This is a genomic window from Paraburkholderia fungorum, assembly GCF_003610895.1.
Classification (GTDB): Bacteria; Pseudomonadota; Gammaproteobacteria; order Burkholderiales; family Burkholderiaceae; genus Paraburkholderia; species Paraburkholderia fungorum_B.
Genome location: NZ_MCAS01000045.1, coordinates 47,458 through 65,652, shown reverse-complemented (window position 1 = coordinate 65,652; position 18,195 = coordinate 47,458). Strand labels below are relative to the sequence as shown.

Genomic DNA, 18,195 nt, shown 5'->3' with positions numbered 1-18,195 from the left:
CTACGCCATGGCCATGGACTGCGGCCAAAGTGCACTGATCGGCCCCCTTCGGGGCGCGTTACACAATGGCACCAACCAGTACTCCGTTTTCATGCGCCTAAGGTTGTCGTGGATACTCCATCGGAGGCGGCCCGTTTGGAATGCTTCAGGTTTCACTCAGGTACGTTCTGTAGAGTGGTCATGGGACTATTATGACTTGTTCTGATAATCAACGCCAAACGGCTTGGTTAAGTTGTGCGGGGGTTCGGACCGAAATGAGAATGATATCGAGGTTCAATTCGGCAAGGTGGATGCCTGGCCTGAATGCGGGAGAGACCGTGCGTGCTTTTCGTGCGCATCTAATAGCGGCGTCTGTGGCGGCGATGTCTATTCAGTTGGTTGCGCTCGCAGCCATTTTTTTGGCCGGGGTGCCAGAGCATTTGTTCGAGACAACCATGTTTCGGCTCTCAGCTGCAGCGTTGGTTCTAGGTATGGTGGGCGCAATAAGGTGCGTCGCGCGGATCGCCTTCGTGGCTGCCATCGGCCGCAACGATGTGACATTTCTTGACGCTCGGCATAGTCTCGTATCGGTTTCGGCAACTTGTCCGCGGCGTCACCTGGTTATTCTTCACGCTCGATTCGCCGGATTCGCGGAAGAAATCTTCAGTTAGTCAGTTCGCAGAATATCCGCCGAAACCGTCTGTTTCGCGTGCTCTCTTCGATTTTTGCCAGCTGCAATCATTGCCGACACAAACGGGCGACGCCTCATCGAAACGGAGCAGACTTGTGGCCGCTTGTCCAACTACCCACGCGGCTTTACCGCGGTGACGTAGGCAATTCGTGATGCAGACAACTGTCGGCCACTCTCGACCAATGGTCGCAACCTCGATACGAAGAATTGCCGCTCCTCCGGGGTGAACCTGTCCTCAAGAATACTCCTGAGTGTTGGAGCCAATGGATGAGGCGAGTTGTTAACAAATACTTCCCACGAAGGCGCGTTGGCGGGTAAAACGTCTATATGTAGCTCAAGATGGATTTCGGTAAAGCCCGCGTCCATCGCAAAACGGATGAGATCCCGTTCGCCATAGTTGGTAATGGGAAGTTGACGAGCTTTTTCTTCGGTGTCTGGGAATTGCGCAGACCTCCAGCGGAGCATCAGCGGAAAGAATGGATCGTCAGACTCGGGGGTAAATCCGTCGACCAGTTTCCTTAGCGCGCATACCTCGAACGCTTCATCGCGGAGAATGGGCTCGGCAATCGAGATGCGTCCACCGGGTTTGAGAATCCGGTAAAACTCTCGCATCGCGGCGACTTTGTCGGCAACATAGGCTAGGACCGCGCGCATCGCCACGGCATCCACCGCCGCATCGTCGATTCCGGCGAGCGAATCTGCAGAGCAATTAAAAAACTGACATTGTTGTCGAATGCCCCGCTGATTCGCGAGCATTTCCGCGTAACGCAACATCGGCTTGGACACATCAGTCAGTAGTACGTTTAGCGATGGGCCAATGCGCTCGATTGCACGGAAACCAACCAGACCGTCTCCGGTGCCTATGTCCGCGAGCGTCATACCTTCGCTTAAATCTGCAGTATCAAGGACACGATCCGTGTATCGCGTGACATCATCGCGAATAGTTTTCTCATGCCCGGCGTCACCGCCGTGGCGGTGATTTAAAAGCCATTCTGACCAAATGTCGGAGCTTTCGGTATTCACTGAACGATTCTCAACCTGCTTAAACATTCGACTTGACGTTTCGCGTCCGTTGCCCGTCTGCTGGGAGTGGCGGAGATGGTATCGGGGATACCTTATGGATGCCTTAAGCGCGCAACACACCCAGATATGTTTCTTGCTCGGCATCATTTACGACGGGGCGCAACCGGCTAGCTAACAGGTCCGACAACATGAAACGGAGCGGGTTACGCTGAAGTCGCGCAGATCCGGGTATGAACGACCGCTATTCATCATGGTTCGGACTTCCGAAAAGGCCTACCGAAGGACTGTAAAGGCCGAACTAGGACGCCTAAAGTCACTTGGCCGGATTTCCTCGCGCGGCGATGGCTCAGGGGGGAATGACAGGCGCAAGGCCTGTCAGATATGGATTGCTACCATTGCTGTAGCAAATCTGTAGCGCACAAAACGCCCCCTCTTAAAGCCTCGCCCGACCACCTCTCCGTCCCGGCTCGCACGCGCTCATCGCGACGAAATTCACCGGGCGGCGCTCAGGTTTTGATCCAGATGCCCGCTTGGTCCAGCTCGTTGACGTGGAACGCCTTGGCCTCGGCCTTCGCAAAGAACCGCGCCAGATGCATCGAGGCACGGATCCAGCCCGCATCGGCCACCACGCCGGCGCGCGTGACCTTGCGGGTCTCTGAAACACCGAGCGTTATATCGGTCCACAGCGCCTTCGGCTCGATGCCGGCGAAATGCTCGATGCGTTCGAGCACGCGAGTCTTGCCGTTCAGTCCGAGATCACCACGCATGCGCTCAATGGCTTCGCCCAGATCGTGGTCGGTGATTTTGCCTTCGACGAAAATTTCGATGACAGGGGAATCGGGCTCGGTGTCATACAAGATCATGGCAAGACCGCCTGACTACGGAGACGCTACATGTGCAGGCACAGCGCGGATGAGCCTGGCGTTCAATTACTTCTTCACGATACCCCTTTTTTTCATGGCTCGGTTACGCGGGTTTAATGCCGTTTAGAGCACGCTGACGGCGCCGCCCCGTTACCATGCCCCCGCCCGTGCGACACGTGTCGCTGCGTGGCCAGCCGTTCGGTTCGAGTACGAGCAGGAAGGTGCGGCACCTCGCGGCCAGCTCGGGGCGTTCACCCAAACCCGTTTGCGGACATTCGAGCATCGTTACGCCCTGACAGCGCACCTGGCAATCTCTTACAAGTAAGTCGACGGCCTGCGCGAGGACATTTTTCCACGGACAGGTGAGCCGGATGCCGTTGCATCGCTGACGCGCGCGAACAGCACCCTTAGCCGGCGTCAATCAATGAGTGCCCGGTGGTTGACCCAAGTCCTTTGACACCTGCACGTCTAGAGCGATCTGCCTGCGAAGCGCCTCGAAGCGCTCCAGTACATTGTCTCCGAAAAGCGGATCCGGGCTAGCGGGTATACGGTCGCATCGACTGCAGCCCAGTCCTGTTCTGTCAGCACCTGCGCAGCACGAGGCATCACGCCTCGCTCCTCAGTGGAAAGGTGGTGACGATAATATACAAGATACGTCGCCGTTGCCGCCTCCAGAGCCGCGCGCGGGATTACAACATCTCCCGCGGCTTCACTGATTCGAACCAAGAGTTCATCGCCGGCCGTGGCGATCACGCGATGCTCCTGCAGAAGGCGATCCACCACAATTTGAGTGCCGGGATCCCTTTCTGCAAGCCGCGCGTACGCAACATCTTCCCGCGGATGATGAACACGATCGGAAAAATTCCGCATGTGGTAAAGGATATCGGCCATGAGAGCGTAATTTGGACTCTCGCCCCGGCAGAGCTCAGCTACCTGTTCTTCCAGAATGTCGAATAGCCGGACGAAATTAATGTGCTCGGTGTGCCATTCGGCAAGTGGGTCGGCCATGGCGTGCTCCATTGAAATCGTTCAAGTGCACGATAGACCGCCTGGACCGAGGTGCAAATGCATTCCATCCGGCGCGGTCGACAGCGTACAACGCGATCAGCGCACTTGAAATACTACTGGTTGTAACCCGGGAAGGACTGAGCGTCGGGTAAGCCCGGACGGGTCCGTATCCGTTTTCCGCGCTAGACTGAAGCTGGTTAGGTTTTTTGTGATCGGGCAGCTACCCGGGAGACGCCGCCATGAACCGGCCGCTGGTTCGGTTTTCGCTTCGTACGCTCGGTGCTGCGCGGGTCTGGAACTGGCTCAAGTGGTCTCTGGTCGCAGCCTTTCTGCTGGCGCTGCTAGTCGTCGCAAGGCTTTGCCAGATCGAAATCGAAACCTCCCGGTTCCAGGCACGCTATTTGTCCGAACTGACGCACGACGTCGGTTTCACCCTCGGCGAGGGCGTGAGCCCCAGTATCCGCTTTCCCACCCACGGCCCCTACGATGAGCGTCTTGGTTACACGCTATTGCCGTCGTTCCAGCAGCGTCTGACTGCGCGCGACTTCGCTGTCGCGTCACAGGCGCGCGATTCCGAGCGGATGCTGTCGCTCGCGGACGACGGCCTGTTCCTGCCTTACCAAGAGAAAGATCAGGCAGGCCTGCAATTGTTTGACGGCACCGGCGCGCCGCTGTTTGACAGACGTTATCCGAACCGCGTCTACAATAGATTCGAGGCGATTCCGCCGCTGGTCGTCAACTCGCTGCTGTTCATCGAAGACCGTTACCTGCTCGACGCGGATCAGCCGGACCGCAACCCCGCGATCGACTGGGGGCGCTTCAGCCGCGCGCTGGTTGACCAGGGCATACGCGTGTTCAACCGGCATCAATCGACGCCGGGCGGCAGCACGCTCGCCACGCAGATCGAGAAATTCCGCCACTCGCCTGGCGGGCGCACGAAGACGCCGCCGGAGAAGCTGCGGCAGATCGCATCGGCTTCGGTACGCGCCTACCTGGACGGGCCGCAGACCATGCCCGTACGCCGCCAGATTGTCGTGCATTATCTGAACTCGGTGCCGCTTGCGGCGCTTCCTGGCATCGGCGAGATCAACGGTATTGGCGACGGCCTTGCCGCGTGGTACGGGCGTAACTTCGACGAAGTCAATCGCATCCTCGATGTGCCTACGTCCGATGACAGCCTCGCCGACCAGGCGGTGGCGTTCAGGGAGGTTCTGTCGCTGATGATCGCGCAGCGCGCGCCGTCGTACTTTCTGCATCATGGCTATGGCGATCTCGAGCGCCGGACCGACAGCTATCTGCGGCTGCTGGCGACAGGTGGTGTCATTTCGCATTCGCTGCGCGATGCGGCGCTCGCCGCGCATATCGAACTGCGTCCACCGCCGCGCAGCCATTCGACCGAATCATTCGTCAACCGCAAGGCAGTCACCTCAATGCGCGCCCATCTACTGGCGGCGCTCGGCATACCGGGCTTCTATGAACTCGACCGGCTCGATCTGCAGGTGACCGGTACGCTCAATAACGCCGTTCAGCAGACGGTGAGCGACCGGCTCGCGAGCGCGGCAACCCGCGACGGCGCGCAGGCTGCGGGACTATACGGCTTCGAAATGCTGCGCCCTCAGGACGACCCATCGAAGATCGCCTACAGTTTCACGCTGTTTGAACGGCGCAACGGCGCGAACCTGCTGAGGGTTCAAACCGACAGCGTGAATGAACCGTTCGACATCAACCAGGGCGCGCGCCTGAATCTCGGCTCGACGGCCAAGCTGCGCACGGTCATCACGTACCTGCAGATCGTCTCCGACCTGCACACGCGTTATGCGTCGCTGAGCATGGCGGAGCTCAAACGCGTCAAACCCGATCCGATGGATGTGCTGACACGCTGGGCACTCGACTACCTCGCGCATACGTCGGACCGCTCCTTGCAGGATATGCTCGATGCCGCGGTGGAAAGAAAATATTCAGCCAGCCCGGGCGAGACGTTCTATACGGGCGGCGGTGCGCAAACGTTCAGTAATTTCGAATCGAGCGATAACGGCCGCATTCTGACCGTGCACGTGGCGTTCCAGCACTCGGTGAATCTCGTGTTCGTGCGTCTGATGCGCGACGTCGTGCACTACGAGATGATCCACACCTCGGGGCCGTCTTCCTACTGGCTCGACGATCCGGCGACACGCAAGCTGTATCTCACGCGGTTTGCCGATCAGGAAAGCCGCGTGTACATGAAGCGCTTCTACACGAAGTACGATGGCAAGGCTCCCGACGAAGCGCTGGTGATTCTGCTGCAAGGCGTGCGCAAGTCGCCGCCGAAGATTGCGACGGTGCTGCGCAGCATCGCGCCCGACGGCTCGCAGGCATGGTTCGACGCGCGGATGCGCGCGGCCTTGAAGGGCACATCCGCGGCGTCGCTAACGGATGACGATCTCGCGAAGCTCTACAAGAAGTACGCGATTGACCGCTTCAACCTGAATGATCGCGGTTACATCGCGAGCGTGCATCCGCTGGAGTTGTGGACCGTCAACTATCTGCGTGAACATCCGGACGCAACGCTCGACCAGTTGCAGAACGCGAGCCGCGCTGTACGTCCTGGCACCTATTCCTGGCTCTTCAAGACGCGCTACCACGCGACGCAGGACCGCCGGATCAAACGCATGGTGGAACTGCGTGCGTACGACGCGATCGGCAAATCGTGGCAGGCGCTAGGGTACCCGTTTGCGAACCTGACACCCTCGTATGCGGCGGCCATCGGTGCATCGGGTGACCGGCCGGCCGCGCTCGCGCAACTGATCGGCATCATCGTCAACGGCGGCGACAAGGTGCCGACGGAAAGCATCGCGCGACTCGACTTCGCGAAGGATACGCCGTACGAGACGCATTTCACGCGAGCGTCGGTGGCCCCGCGGGCCATGGTGTCGCCACAGATTGTCAACGTGGTGCGTGAGTTGTTGAGCGATGTGGTGCAGGGCGGCACCGCAAGGCGCCTTGCCCAAGGCATGACGTTCCCCGATGGCAAGACGCTCGCGGTGTACGGCAAAACCGGTACGGGCGACCAGCGCTTCGACGTGTTTGCGCCCGGTGCCCGGCTGATCGAGTCGCGCAAGGTCAACCGGACCGCAATTTTTGTGTTCGCGTTCGGCGACCGTTTCTTTGGTGCGTTGACCGCTTACGTTCACGAACCGTATGCGGCCCGCTACGATTTTACGAGTGCGATGGCGGTGCAGTTTCTGAAGTCGCTCGCGCCGGCGTTGCAGCCGTTGCTCGATAGCAATAGCCATTGGGCAATCGCATCTTAAACGGCACGCTGGGAATAGTCGCAGCGTAGCCGATGTTCGTTGGCTAATCTGCACGAGCTTGCCACCGAAAAGCGAATCCCTTGCTGGGGAGGCAAACCGAGTCTGTTGACATTGCGCGAGCTTGAAACCAGCCGCATGTGTCGCGCGCTGCGCCTGATCGCAAGCAGGGATGGCACGACTGTGACGCTGATTGACATCGCGCCGCGCAAGGCCGGGATTCAGCGCGAGTGTCGCTATGAGATCCCACCCCCGTACGCGTCGATAATTTAAGAAACGTGCTTGACGAGGCGCTCCGGATCCTCGCTCCTGCCCTGTTTGTACTTCAGCGAATTCCCAGGGGCAAATCCGGGAACTCCATAGGTAATGAGCTCTTGATCTATTCGAACTGGTGATTGGGATGACAAGGAACACTTCCGTCGTACTTTACGTTGTGGTGTTGATAGCCGTTGTCGTTAGCTTAGATTTATTGTTCTTCAAGAATCGATTCCGGGAACGGCTGATAGTGAACATCGGCATTGTCCTGGTGTTTGCAGCCCTCTATTTGAGATTCTTCAAGAGCCCGTAAGCCAAGTGCCGCGGCACCAACGGGTTGCCGGATAACCGCATCGAGTCCGACGGCATCGGCGGCCTGCCGAGACGCACATGCTTGTCATCGTGACGCGTTCCTTGCCGCCGCCGGAACCACTCATCGTGAAAATGGTCTATACATGATGTCGCCCTTTTTGTGGGGGATGTCAAATGGCTGCCACGCACTCGGGGGCGCTGCCCCTCTCCGATGAGGACTCCCGGCGCCAGTTGCGCCGTGCCGTCGTCGCCAGCACGGTTGGTACCACGATCGAATGGTATGACTTCTTCCTCTACAGTATTGTCACCGGTCTGGTTTTCGCGAAGCTGTATTTCCCAGGTTCGGACCCACTCGTCGGCACACTGCAGGCTTTTCTCATCTATGCCGTCGGCTTCGTAGCGAGGCCGGTTGGTGCCGCCATTTTTGGCCATTACGGTGATCGCATCGGCCGCAAGGCCACGCTAATCGTGACGCTACTGCTGATGGGATTGGCCACGTTTGCCGTGGCCTTTGTTCCGACCTATGCGACGATCGGCGTCTGGGGCGCCGTCGCGCTTACGGTGCTGCGCTTCATCCAGGGGGTGGGTGTCGGCGGCGAATGGGGTGGCTCGGTCCTGATGTCGATGGAATGGGCACGTACCAACGCGCATCGCGGCTTCGTCGCCTCCTGGCCGCAGTTCGGGGTGCCAGCGGGACTGTTCCTGGCCAACCTCGCCGTGCTGGCCATGAGTCAGATCTCCGGCAGCGGCTTCCTCACGTGGGGCTGGCGCGTACCGTTCTTCCTCAGCATCATACTGGTCGCGATTGGCCTCTACATCCGCCTGAATATTCTCGAGACGCCGATCTTCGCACGGCTCCTGGCTGAGCACAAAATCGAGAAGACGCCGATGCTCGAGGTGTTGCGCCGCCAGCCGAAAGATATCCTTCTCTCGGCCTTTTCACGCATGGCCGAACAGGCACCGTTCTATATTTTCACGGCGTTCGTCTTCACCTATGGCGTCACGACCCTGGGCGCGTCACGCAACCTGTTGCTGATGGCGGTGCTGGCGGCTTCCGTGCTGGAATTCTTCACCATCCCGTTCTTTGGCCATGTGTCCGATCTGATCGGGCGGCGGCGAATGTATATGATCGGCGCGGCCGTCGTGGGCGTATTCGGCTTCCTCTATTTTGCAATGGTCGACACGAAGGATCCGATGTGGGTCTTCGCCGCCATCGTGCTCTCGCTGGTACCGCATTCGATGTTGTACGGTCCCCAAGCCGCTTTGATCGCTGAATCCTTCACGGGACGGCTGCGTTACAGCGGTGCATCAATGGGTTACCAGTTGGCTTCGGTCATTGCCGGCGGCCCTGCACCGCTGATTGCGACCGCGCTCTTTGCTTACTACCATTCGGGCTATGCAATCGCGGTCTATATTCTGGCGTGTGCGGCACTCAGCCTTATCGCCGCATCGATGCTTGGTGATTACACGAACAAGGACATCTCGCGCGAATACGACGATGCTCGGGCCATCGGCGATAGGGGAAACGCGAGGCCGGCCGCATGATCGCCCCGTTTGCCTCGGCGCACCTCTATACGTCGAGGTAAGTGAGTGAGGCAGGGTTCAACACGCCCGCGTGGTGGCGTTGACGCGACGGCCCACAACCATGGCCGTGTTGTGCACGCTCCCGAAGAGATCGGAGCTAGGGAAGGTCTTATGTGGACGCCTCCCGGATTGCAAACAGTTCCACGATTTTGACTGGCAGGTTAAGGCAGCACGCTTATGTCCGGCCCGTTCGTGCAGGCTGGTAGCTGCCTGCTGGCCCTAATGGAATTCGCTGGCGAGGTCCTCATCTGCATATCGAACACAATGGTTCATCTTCCCTATCGGGTTTTCCTCGCCCCGGTCCAACCTGTTAGCCATCATGCAGCACTTGCTTGCGCTCCTTGAAGAAGTTGTGGATGTTGTGGATCGTCGCGTCTAAGCCCTTGCAGTCGGCGAAGTCTGATATTTTTCCGGTCGCGCCAGCACCGCCCAGATGGTTCTTGCCAACTTGTTTGCGACAGCGGCAACCGCTACGTTGAATGGTCTACGTTTGAGCAACCCGTCAACCCAATCGGATCGTTTGCCTTGAATGATCACCGAGCGGGCGCCGTGCATTAGTAGGGTGCGTAAATAAGTGTCGCCCCGCTTACTCAGACCCATCTGCCGCACCCGGCCACCGGTTCCAGACTGCCGCGGCACGAGCCCCAGCCAAGCCGCGAATTCGCGTCCCGATTTGAAGGTGCGCACGTCGCCTATTGCCGCGACCGTTGCTGTTGCAGTCAGAAGTCCTACGCCGGGAATATCGGCAATTTTTTGACAATCCAGGTTGTGGCGAAATAAGTGATTGAGGCGCCGCTCTAGTACGGCCATTTCTCGATCAGTATCCTGGGCACGCGCCCATTGTTCCCTTAAACTGTCGATGAGCATGGCTGGCAGACGTTCAGCGGCGCGTGCCAGCGCCGCTGGAAACACTTTGCTGAAGGCCCGATAGCCTTCAGGCAAAACCTCACCGAATTGATAGAGCAAGCCGCGTAACGCGTTAGTTTGCATAATGCGAAACTTCATCAGCTGAGCTCGCACCCGATGTATCGCGAGAACGGTCTGCTGAGCTTCGCTCTTGATCGCGACAAAACGTGCCTCTGGCTGTTGAGCAGCGGTGCAGATCGCCCGCGCGTCGGCCGCATCAGTCTTGTTCCGAAGTACAAACGGGCGTACCGAGCGAGCAGATATGAGCTTCACCTCATGTCCGAGTGCTTGCAATCGCCTCGCCCAGTCGTGAGCACTTCCGCAGGCTTCCATCACGACAGTTGACGGCGCTCGTTTCGCGAAGAACTCGAGCACTTGTGCACGCTTGAGTTTGAACCGTTCGACTTGGCCGTTTTGCGGATCGAATGCGTGAAGTTGAAACACTTGCTTCGCAATGTCCATCCCGATGATCGTGAGCTTCATTTCGGATTCTCCTTGAAGAACGGTTGACGAGCATGATTACCATCGCACATTTCGGGGGAACGCGATCGCGACAACCCGCTTCCGGGGGGAGGCGTCCATACCATCTGCATAACCCGTTTTCCCGTGAGTCGGTTGTTTGTAGTGCACCCCGTATTCACACTGCAAACATGCCGCAACCTTGAGCGCATGTTTTGATTCGGCCGTGTGATTCGCATTTGTCTGCGAGGGCATCCAGCCCTCCTGTTTCACGCTTTGCGCAATGAACCGCCCCGGATTTGAACTGACCCCCGAGAGTTGGACGTTGAAGCGTTAATTTTTTCCCGCTCGCATTCGATATTCCACGGGACTCAGTCCACCAAGTTTCGATTTGATGCGGTGCCGGTTGTAGTAGTCGATGTAGCCCTTCGGGCCTACCCGTAATGCGTCGACGTCTTCGAAGTCCGTGAGATGGAAGTACTCGGCCTTCAGAGTGCCAAAGAAGCTTTCCATGGCCGCGTTATCGAAGCAATTTCCTTTTCTCGACATACTTTGCTTCATTCCGTAGCGCGCCAGTGCCGCTCGGTACGGTTGCATGCGATAGTGCCAACCGTGGTCTGAATGAAGCATCGGTGTAGCCGCATTTCCGCGTTTCTTGACAGCTTTCTTGAGCATGCCCATGACCATCGGGAAGTCGGGGCGATGGCTCGACTCGTAGGCAACAATTTCCCCATTGTAGAGGTCCATGACCGGAGAAAGGTACAGCTTCTTCCCCGCGACCCGGAACTCGGTCACATCGGTAACCCACTTCTCGTTTGGGCCCGACGCGGTGAATTCACGATTGAGCAGGTTCGGAGCGGCCTCGCCGACCTCGCCCTGGTACGACCGGAACTTCTTCCGGCGCACCCTCGACCTGAATCCCAATTCGTTCATGAGGCGCTGCACCTTCTTGTGATTGACTAGCTCGCCATCACTGCGGATAGTCAAGGTGATGCGACGATAGCCATACAAGCCGCGATGTGCAGCATAGACAGCCTGAATCTTCGCCTTGAGCCCACCATGCCGGTCTGAGGCGGCTAACGTTTTGACCCGATAGTAGTACGTACTGCGTGGCAACCCTGCAGCCTGGAGAAGATCGGTCAAGGGGAATTCCTGCCTCAGTTCAAGCACTATTTTGGCTATTTCTGCCGCGCCAACTTCTTTGCTAGAACCAAGGCATTGAATTTTTTTAGGTACGCGACCTCCGCGCGTAACTGCTGATTCTCACGAAGCAGTTGGTCTGACTCCTCAGATCGCGGAGATTCCAACGACTGGTTCGAGGTCTTTTTCTTTGCTGGCACCGATACTCGCCTCGATTCACCTTGTTAAGAATGCCGCCTCGTAGACGCGCTTTGAGAACATGAAGCTCCGCTTCACTCATTGTTCCTTTGAGCCCAAGCAGGAGCCGGTCATTGAAGCTTGCTGGATCATATATCCCGTCCTCATCGAGAATCAGCGTATCAGCGAGCGCGCAGATTTCCAGAAGCCGATGCCAGTCAGCATTGTTTCGGGCTAGCCGCGACACCTCCAGGCCCATGACGACGGGGCGTTCATTGTGCACCTCCTGCTGAATCCTCGATAAACATTGAGAGTTGCCCTTCGATGGCGCCGCGACACGGGCGAAGCTTCCGGGTGGTCAGCGCAACGCCCACCGCCTCGGTATGCAAGTCGCTTGCACGGATTTGCCATGGAGCGTCGGCCATCACTTGCTCGGCGGGCAGGATCCGGTCCTTGATCAGGCGGCGGATGACATGATTGGTGACGCCAAGCACTTCCGCTGCCTCGGACATCGTCAACCACTCACCTTCCTTCTCAGCCGACTTATAGGCGTGAATGTCTCGCACATGCCGTACGGATCTAACCCGATGCGCAGTCCAGGTCTTGCCTTGGCCCGTCCGTATGCCCATCCTGTTTAGCGATGCGGCGATGTCCTGATCAGACCATCGGGTAACCATGCTGCGGATGACTACGAGCGCTTCGTCAGACGTGCTGCATCCGTGTTCGCCTGTCTTGGGCTTGCGGATGCGCAACTGTGAATGCTGGCCTCCTTGCCAGTGAATCGTGAGATTAACTTCACGCGTCGTCTCATCCACGTCCGCAACGATATCGACGATCAGCGCCCGAGCCAGTTGCTGGCGCATGCGCATGGTGACACCCGGAGCATTCCAGGCGACGTTGAGGTCCTCGGCAAGCTGGGTGAAGTCAGGAGCAGGGCTGGCTGGCGCTGGTGTGCGCGCAGTCTCCAGACGTGCCTGGCAGGCCTGTACGCGACGCAACGCCGCTTCCCAGTTCTTCTCTAACTGCGCGGCAATCAAACGGTTATCAGGGTCGCAGGCGGCGTAGCGTCGTTCTGCCAGTGTGGCTTCGTATTGAGCCTGCTGCAGGTCGAGCTCGATGATCCGCCGCTGCTCATTCAGGCTGTCCATATGCATTTGCTCGGCCTGCAAGGCCGCCTCAATCGCTATTGGCTCCACGACTTGCATCAGTTCTCTCGCAATCGCGGCGTCTATGCGCGAGCCACCGAAGCTCATGCACTTCGGTGGCAGGTCAAAGCGATAGCATCGGTAGACCGGTCGCGGTGTGCGTCCAGTATAGGCTACCGACAAGCGGCGTCCGCAGCGGGCGCAACCGAGCAGACCTGCCAGCAAGGCTCGCCCACCACGCCCCGATTTTACGTCGCCGGCTTTGCCGTAGGCGTTGGCAGCGAGCAGCTTCTGGTTGCGCTCGAATTCTGCCCAGTCGACGTAGCCTTCGTGATGCTCCTTGAGCAGAACCTCCCACTCCTCCAACGGCTTGGGGTGCTTGTAGCTCTTGTGTGCACGGCCATCGACGATGGTTGTCTGCTTCCCGCTCTTACCATAAGCATAGGCCCCGGCATAGAACGGATTCCTGAGCACCGAGATCACGTTACGGTAACGTATCAGCGTCCAGTCGAAGTGCGTCAGGCTCGTGCGATCAGTCGGGCGTGGGAAGTGGACCTGCTCGGATCGCAACGACGGGAAGGTCTGTCGCGCACTACCCCGTTCACGAAATCGAGTAAAGATCAGGCGTATCACTTCCTGCAGTCGCTGGTTTGGATCGAGACCCAGCCCGATGTCACGATGCCAGAGGTAGCCAATCGGCACGCTGATGCGCAATTCACCGCGCTGAGCCTTGGCACGTGCGGCATCGAGCATACGCGTTCGAAGTATGTTGAGCTCGAACTCGCTGATGCTGCCCTTCATGCCTAGCAATAGCCGGTCGTTCGGCCGGCAGGGATCATACACGCCATCAAGGTCGATGACCCTCGCCTCGACGAGACCGCAAAGTTCGAGCAGATGGTGCCAGTCGCGCCCGTTACGGGCAAGACGTGATGCATCCAGGCAAAGGACAGCCCCGACTTCACCGGCACAAAGCAATGCCACGAGGCGCTCAAAGCCGGGTCGCGCCACCGCTCCGCCCGCCGATCGGCCCAGATCGTCGTCGATGACCTCGATGTCGCGAAATCCGCGACGCTTTGCTTCGTCCACGAGCCCGTACTGGCGACGCTTGCTCTCGAGGTTCATCTGCACCTGGGCCTGCGTCGACTGCCGGACATAAACTACTGCCTTGCGCTTGAGAAGGGGCGCCGGCAGACGATCAACGTTCGTCATCGTCAGACTCCTTGCCGATGGCGACGCCTGCGGCCTGGAGCAGCAGGTTCGCAAGGTGTGTGATTGCCCTTGCGCGCTGCGCCGCGCTCATTCCCCGAAGCTCGGCGGTGTCGAACCTCAGACTCATCTGAGACAGCGTTAGTGCAGGCGGTTGTGGGCGTAGGAATACGCCCCTTGGCAGCTTGTCCATTGCGTTTCTCCCGGACGGTAGTGGAACCGTCCGGCGAGTGTGCACGCAAGCTCCAGTCAACCAGCAGCCGGTCGAGTTCGCTCAGCACCGCAACTGTGACGCGCGGCTCGCCCAACGCCATGCCAAAACACATGACTCGATCCAGCATCCATGCCGACACGACCCTCACTACGCCTGGGCTGGCCTCGACGTGCACCACGCGACCACCGCTTCGTTCCTCGACGTCTCGTACCTTGACGCGACGCCCATGCAAGGGATGCCAACGGTAATGGACTTCAACTTCCTGCCCGATATGGGCAGAATGATCGCGAACTTGCGACCGGAAGAAAGGCATGGCTGTTCAGCGACACGGTCGCCGGCGCAAAGGCCAGCGCGATCATTTTCAGCCTGATGTTGACGTGCCGTGCATGCGGAGTCGAGCCGTATGCCTATCTGCTGCGCGTGCTGACCGAGCTGCCGCAGCGCGCGGCGGATGCCGATATCAGTGACCTGCTCCCATTCAACAGCGTGAAGCGGAACGACGTATCCGCATCAACCTGATCGAGCAAAGGGCAATCGCTGGCTCTTCATGGTGCGTGTTAATTCGCGCTTACGAGTCAACGCTGTTCGACCACCTGTGGTCAAAGCAGGCATCTGGTACCGAGGGATAAGGCGCAGTTCAGCCAATTTGGGACGTTCGACGTAGCCGCCCAAATCGTCATCAATCTGCAATCGAATCCAATTGCCAGGATCCCCGTCGGGTGATCGATTGTCCGGCATTTCTGCCCCGATCTTCTGCCTACGATCAGTGAGGGTAAATCTACGCACAGAGCATCTCAAGTTCGGCGCGCCGGCGCCGAAATAGTGCTAGAGCACCTGTGTTAGCTTGATCTGAACCTGAATTGTTAGGTCGCACATCAACTATGCAGCGCATTCCTAAGTGCATTACGAATGTATGTGGCAGTCCGCTTCTATCTTCAGACGAAACTGAGTGGTGAGGCGCTGGTTTTTTACCTGGAACCGCGTGCGAGTTTTTGTGCATGCCCAATGCGATGATTCGCGACGGAAAAGGTCCTTCGATTTCAAGGGATGGCAGCATGAAATTCAGCAAGATGAAACTTGGCACCAAGCTGATCAGCGCTTTTATTCTGGTGTGCCTGGTCGGCGCAGTTGTGAGCGGAATCGGTATCCGCAATATGGCCACGATCAACGATGAGGGCGACAAGGTCTACCAGTTTGACCTGATCGGACTATCCCTCACCCAAAAGGCGAACGTCGATCTGCTGGAGGCTGGACGGTCGCTGAGCAACGCCATTCTGTCCTCTACCGCCGAACAGCGAGCCGGCTTCCTGGGCAGAAGCGAGCAAAATCTGGCGCGGGCGCGCGAATCGCTCGACAAGGCCAGACCGCTATTCTGGAGCGAACAAGGTAAGGCCGTCTTTGCTGATCTCAATCGCAGCTGGCATGACTACACCGAGGCCTTCCAGGAAATGAAGACAAAGACCGCCGCTGCCCGGTTACAGGATCACAGCGAGCTCGCCGAACACCTTTTTGGCGATTTCCGTGAGAAGGCCAACAAGGTTGATGAACTGATGAACACTCTGGTGAGCAGGAAGCAGGAAGACGCGAAGGCAGCTGCCGAATCCAACCAGAATCTGTATGTGGAAAGTCGCAATCTGATGATCGCCCTGGTGATCTTCTCCACCCTGGCAGGAATCGGAATCGGCATGTGGCTCACGCGTAGCCTGACGCGGCAACTTGGGACGGAGCCAGCGATAGCGGCAGATCTTGCGAAAAGTGTCGCGGAAGGAGATCTCAGCGTAAACATCATCCTCCGGCCTGGCGACACGAGCAGCCTGATGGCCTCGCTGAAGAACATGCGCGACAGTCTGTTACGGGTCGTGTCGGATGTTCGGCAGAACGCCGACGGCGTGGCTACCGCGAGTGCGCAGATTGCTCAGGGTAATCTGGATCTGTCGAGTCGCACCGAGGAGCAGGCGAGCGCGCTGGAAGAAACCGCTGCGTCAATGGAGCAACTCACGGCTACCGTCAAACAGAATGCAGAAAATGCCCAGGTGGCCAATGAACTGTCGCGCAGCGCGAGCACGATCGCCGTTAAAGGCGGAAAGGTTGTCGATGAGGTCGTGGAGACGATGACTGGGATCAACGACAGCTCGAAGAAGATTGCCGAGATTATCAGCGTGATCGATGGTATAGCCTTCCAGACCAATATTCTGGCGCTGAACGCTGCAGTGGAAGCGGCGCGTGCCGGTGACCAGGGGCGTGGCTTCGCCGTGGTTGCTGGGGAGGTGCGCAACCTGGCACAACGTAGCGCCGCTGCGGCAAAAGAAATCAAGACCCTGATCTCAACCAGCGTCGAACGTGTAAATCAGGGAACTGCCTTGGTAAATCAGGCGGGCGCGACAATGACCGAGATTGTCAGCGCAATCAAACGTGTGACCGATGTCGTCGGTGAAATCAGCGTGGCCAGCAACGAGCAGAGCGTCGGTGTGGGACAAGTGGGTGAAGCTGTGAACCAGATGGATCAGGTCACGCAACAGAACGCTGCGTTGGTAGAAGAAAGTGCCGCGGCGGCGGAAAGCCTGAAGTCTCAAGCCCAGCAATTGGTGCAAGCCGTGGCGGTGTTCAAACTGTCGGACGGTGCCGCGTCTGCGATTGGTGGCTTGACAGCACCGGTCAGAATCGCCGCCAAAGTACTTCGCGATACGAATCGGGGTGAGAATCTGATGGCCCCGGCAATCCAGGGCCAGAACTGAGAGGTTTCCGTGCAGTGCAATCAGGAATTGACCGCGCGGCCTAACTGCTCAGCTATGGGATTCACGATATCCGAAAGAATGTCGGCGATCGCGTACGGCCACATTCCCGATGCACGCTGGGCATCCCATCAACCACGATCCTCGATTTGCGGGACACGTTCGCGCCGAAGTGGCGTGCCTCGAACGCATGTTATTGCGATGGGTGTCTCATGTCGCCGCCGAACCGGCCCGTCACCTACGCGATGTGACTGGCCGAAACTGCCCGATTGCACTCGCTGAGCGATGCCGTCGCAAAGCTGTCGTTGCCGCAGGGAGAATGCTTGCGTACGGCGCGAGGATTGAAAGACAGCTACTCGTATCGTACTGATGGACTCAGTTAGTTCGCCGCCGTTGCGTTATCAAGGCCCGGGCAGGAACTCGACGTCTCCATACCAGGCGCGCGTCGTAGTAGCGGTATTGTCGGTATCGGTCAACAGCCCGTAGCCGTTGATTTGTCCTGGCGGTTCGTGAAAGACCCGTCCGTAGTCTCGCACGATATTGCGGCGCAGGCTTTGCCACTGACCCGCGTCGCCGGGCAGACCGGAGACCACGATCATCTGCACGCGATCGGTGTGAGGGTTGGCTATAACGGTGCCTGGCGCGGCGGTGGTTGACCAGATATACATCAGCGTGGCATAGGGCAGCTCTTCGCCACCCAGGCGCCTTGCCAGATCCATCTTGGCCCGGTCGAAAAACGATAGCTTGCTTTTGTCGCCGTCAAATAAGAACACCAGTCGCACTGGCGCGTCTTCCTTTGATCCGACGCGGTTGTCGGCCCCCTCGATCGGTCCTTCTGCTTTCCAGCGCCATGCCACGACAGGTGTGCGGGCGAGGTCGATGTTGCCCTTGTGCATCAGCGCAGACGCAGAGCGGTTCGCGTCCGCCTGCAGGACGGTGGTGTGACCGTCGGGAACGAGCGTGTATTGCGTCATGGGCTTGCCGTGCACGACCGGCAGGTTCTTCCAGCCAGGGGGCAGTGGTGCGCCGGGCTCGATCGCGGAAAAGGCGATACCCGGTTTTTCGTCCTGAGCGCGGAGGGATGGCGGCAACAGAAGGAGCGTGATGCATACGGCGCTCCAGACTGGCCGGGCTGCTCGCTTCCGCGCGCGATGGATCGAGGGACGATGCATGGCTGGTCGTATTGGTCGTTTAGCTAGCAACCATTGTAGTCG

10 protein-coding genes and 2 pseudogenes are annotated in these 18,195 nt (G+C 58.5%); 4 read left to right on the top strand and 8 right to left on the bottom strand.

Annotation, left to right across the window (positions count from 1 at the left end; all coding sequences use genetic code 11):
• Window positions 1-781: 781 nt before the first annotated feature.
• The 3 genes from BCY88_RS31415 to BCY88_RS31405 form a co-directional block, all read right to left on the bottom strand.
• Window positions 782-1,693 (bottom strand): class I SAM-dependent methyltransferase, encoded by a 912-nt coding sequence (locus tag BCY88_RS31415; protein WP_183081496.1) that lies wholly within the window; start codon window positions 1,691-1,693, stop codon window positions 782-784.
• 506 nt (window positions 1,694-2,199) lie between these two features.
• The gene (locus BCY88_RS31410; RefSeq protein WP_120348031.1) at window positions 2,200-2,556 is read right to left on the bottom strand and encodes a SpoIIAA family protein; all 357 of its coding nucleotides are present in this window, start codon (window positions 2,554-2,556) and stop codon (window positions 2,200-2,202) included.
• Window positions 2,557-3,024: 468 nt separating this feature from the next.
• Window positions 3,025-3,564, bottom strand: coding sequence for a hemerythrin domain-containing protein (locus BCY88_RS31405; protein WP_310796140.1), 540 nt, complete (start codon window positions 3,562-3,564; stop codon window positions 3,025-3,027).
• A 239-nt stretch (window positions 3,565-3,803) separates the two neighbouring features.
• On the opposite strand from BCY88_RS31405, the gene BCY88_RS31400 reads away from it, so the two are divergent.
• Window positions 3,804-6,854, top strand: coding sequence for a transglycosylase domain-containing protein (locus BCY88_RS31400; RefSeq protein WP_120348030.1), 3,051 nt, complete (start codon window positions 3,804-3,806; stop codon window positions 6,852-6,854).
• 738 nt (window positions 6,855-7,592) lie between these two features.
• Window positions 7,593-8,963: an MFS transporter gene (locus BCY88_RS31395; RefSeq protein ID WP_120348029.1), complete on the top strand. Its 1,371-nt coding sequence runs from the start codon at window positions 7,593-7,595 to the stop codon at window positions 8,961-8,963.
• Window positions 8,964-9,377: 414 nt separating this feature from the next.
• Here the strand turns inward: BCY88_RS31395 and BCY88_RS31390 are convergent, their stop codons facing one another.
• The 4 genes and pseudogenes from BCY88_RS31390 to BCY88_RS31375 form a co-directional block, all read right to left on the bottom strand.
• Window positions 9,378-10,391 (bottom strand): IS110 family RNA-guided transposase, encoded by a 1,014-nt coding sequence (locus tag BCY88_RS31390; RefSeq protein ID WP_120348028.1) that lies wholly within the window; start codon window positions 10,389-10,391, stop codon window positions 9,378-9,380.
• Between the two features lie 309 nt (window positions 10,392-10,700).
• The gene (locus BCY88_RS31385) at window positions 10,701-11,591 is read right to left on the bottom strand and encodes an IS3 family transposase (RefSeq protein ID WP_120348027.1); all 891 of its coding nucleotides are present in this window, start codon (window positions 11,589-11,591) and stop codon (window positions 10,701-10,703) included.
• Between the two features lie 121 nt (window positions 11,592-11,712).
• A pseudogene (locus BCY88_RS31380) lies at window positions 11,713-11,943 on the bottom strand (recombinase family protein); the annotation flags it as partial.
• Between the two features lie 13 nt (window positions 11,944-11,956).
• Window positions 11,957-14,038, bottom strand: coding sequence for a recombinase family protein (locus BCY88_RS31375; protein ID WP_120348026.1), 2,082 nt, complete (start codon window positions 14,036-14,038; stop codon window positions 11,957-11,959).
• A 496-nt stretch (window positions 14,039-14,534) separates the two neighbouring features.
• Here BCY88_RS31375 and BCY88_RS31365 point away from each other — a divergent pair.
• A pseudogene (locus BCY88_RS31365) lies at window positions 14,535-14,768 on the top strand (transposase domain-containing protein); the annotation flags it as partial.
• A gap of 536 nt (window positions 14,769-15,304) precedes the next feature.
• Window positions 15,305-16,984: a methyl-accepting chemotaxis protein gene (locus BCY88_RS31360; RefSeq protein ID WP_120348237.1), complete on the top strand. Its 1,680-nt coding sequence runs from the start codon at window positions 15,305-15,307 to the stop codon at window positions 16,982-16,984.
• Window positions 16,985-17,382: 398 nt separating this feature from the next.
• On the opposite strand, the gene BCY88_RS31355 is transcribed toward BCY88_RS31360, so the two are convergent.
• Window positions 17,383-18,153, bottom strand: a complete 771-nt coding sequence (locus tag BCY88_RS31355) for a DUF3047 domain-containing protein (RefSeq protein WP_120348024.1) — start codon at window positions 18,151-18,153, stop codon at window positions 17,383-17,385.
• Between the last annotated feature and the right edge of the window lie 42 nt (window positions 18,154-18,195).

Bases quoted from the DNA above. Each gene is read 5' to 3' on its own strand.
- BCY88_RS31410 (WP_120348031.1), bottom strand. From the start codon at position 2,556: ATGATCTTGTATGACACCGAGCCCGATTCCCCTGTCATCGAAATTTTC.
- BCY88_RS31390 (WP_120348028.1), bottom strand. From the start codon at position 10,391: ATGAAGCTCACGATCATCGGGATGGACATTGCGAAGCAAGTGTTTCAA.
- BCY88_RS31355 (WP_120348024.1), bottom strand. From the start codon at position 18,153: ATGCATCGTCCCTCGATCCATCGCGCGCGGAAGCGAGCAGCCCGGCCA.
- BCY88_RS31360 (WP_120348237.1), top strand. From the start codon at position 15,305: ATGAAATTCAGCAAGATGAAACTTGGCACCAAGCTGATCAGCGCTTTT.
- BCY88_RS31395 (WP_120348029.1), top strand. From the start codon at position 7,593: ATGGCTGCCACGCACTCGGGGGCGCTGCCCCTCTCCGATGAGGACTCC.
- BCY88_RS31375 (WP_120348026.1), bottom strand. From the start codon at position 14,038: ATGACGAACGTTGATCGTCTGCCGGCGCCCCTTCTCAAGCGCAAGGCA.
- BCY88_RS31405 (WP_310796140.1), bottom strand. From the start codon at position 3,564: ATGGCCGACCCACTTGCCGAATGGCACACCGAGCACATTAATTTCGTC.
- BCY88_RS31400 (WP_120348030.1), top strand. From the start codon at position 3,804: ATGAACCGGCCGCTGGTTCGGTTTTCGCTTCGTACGCTCGGTGCTGCG.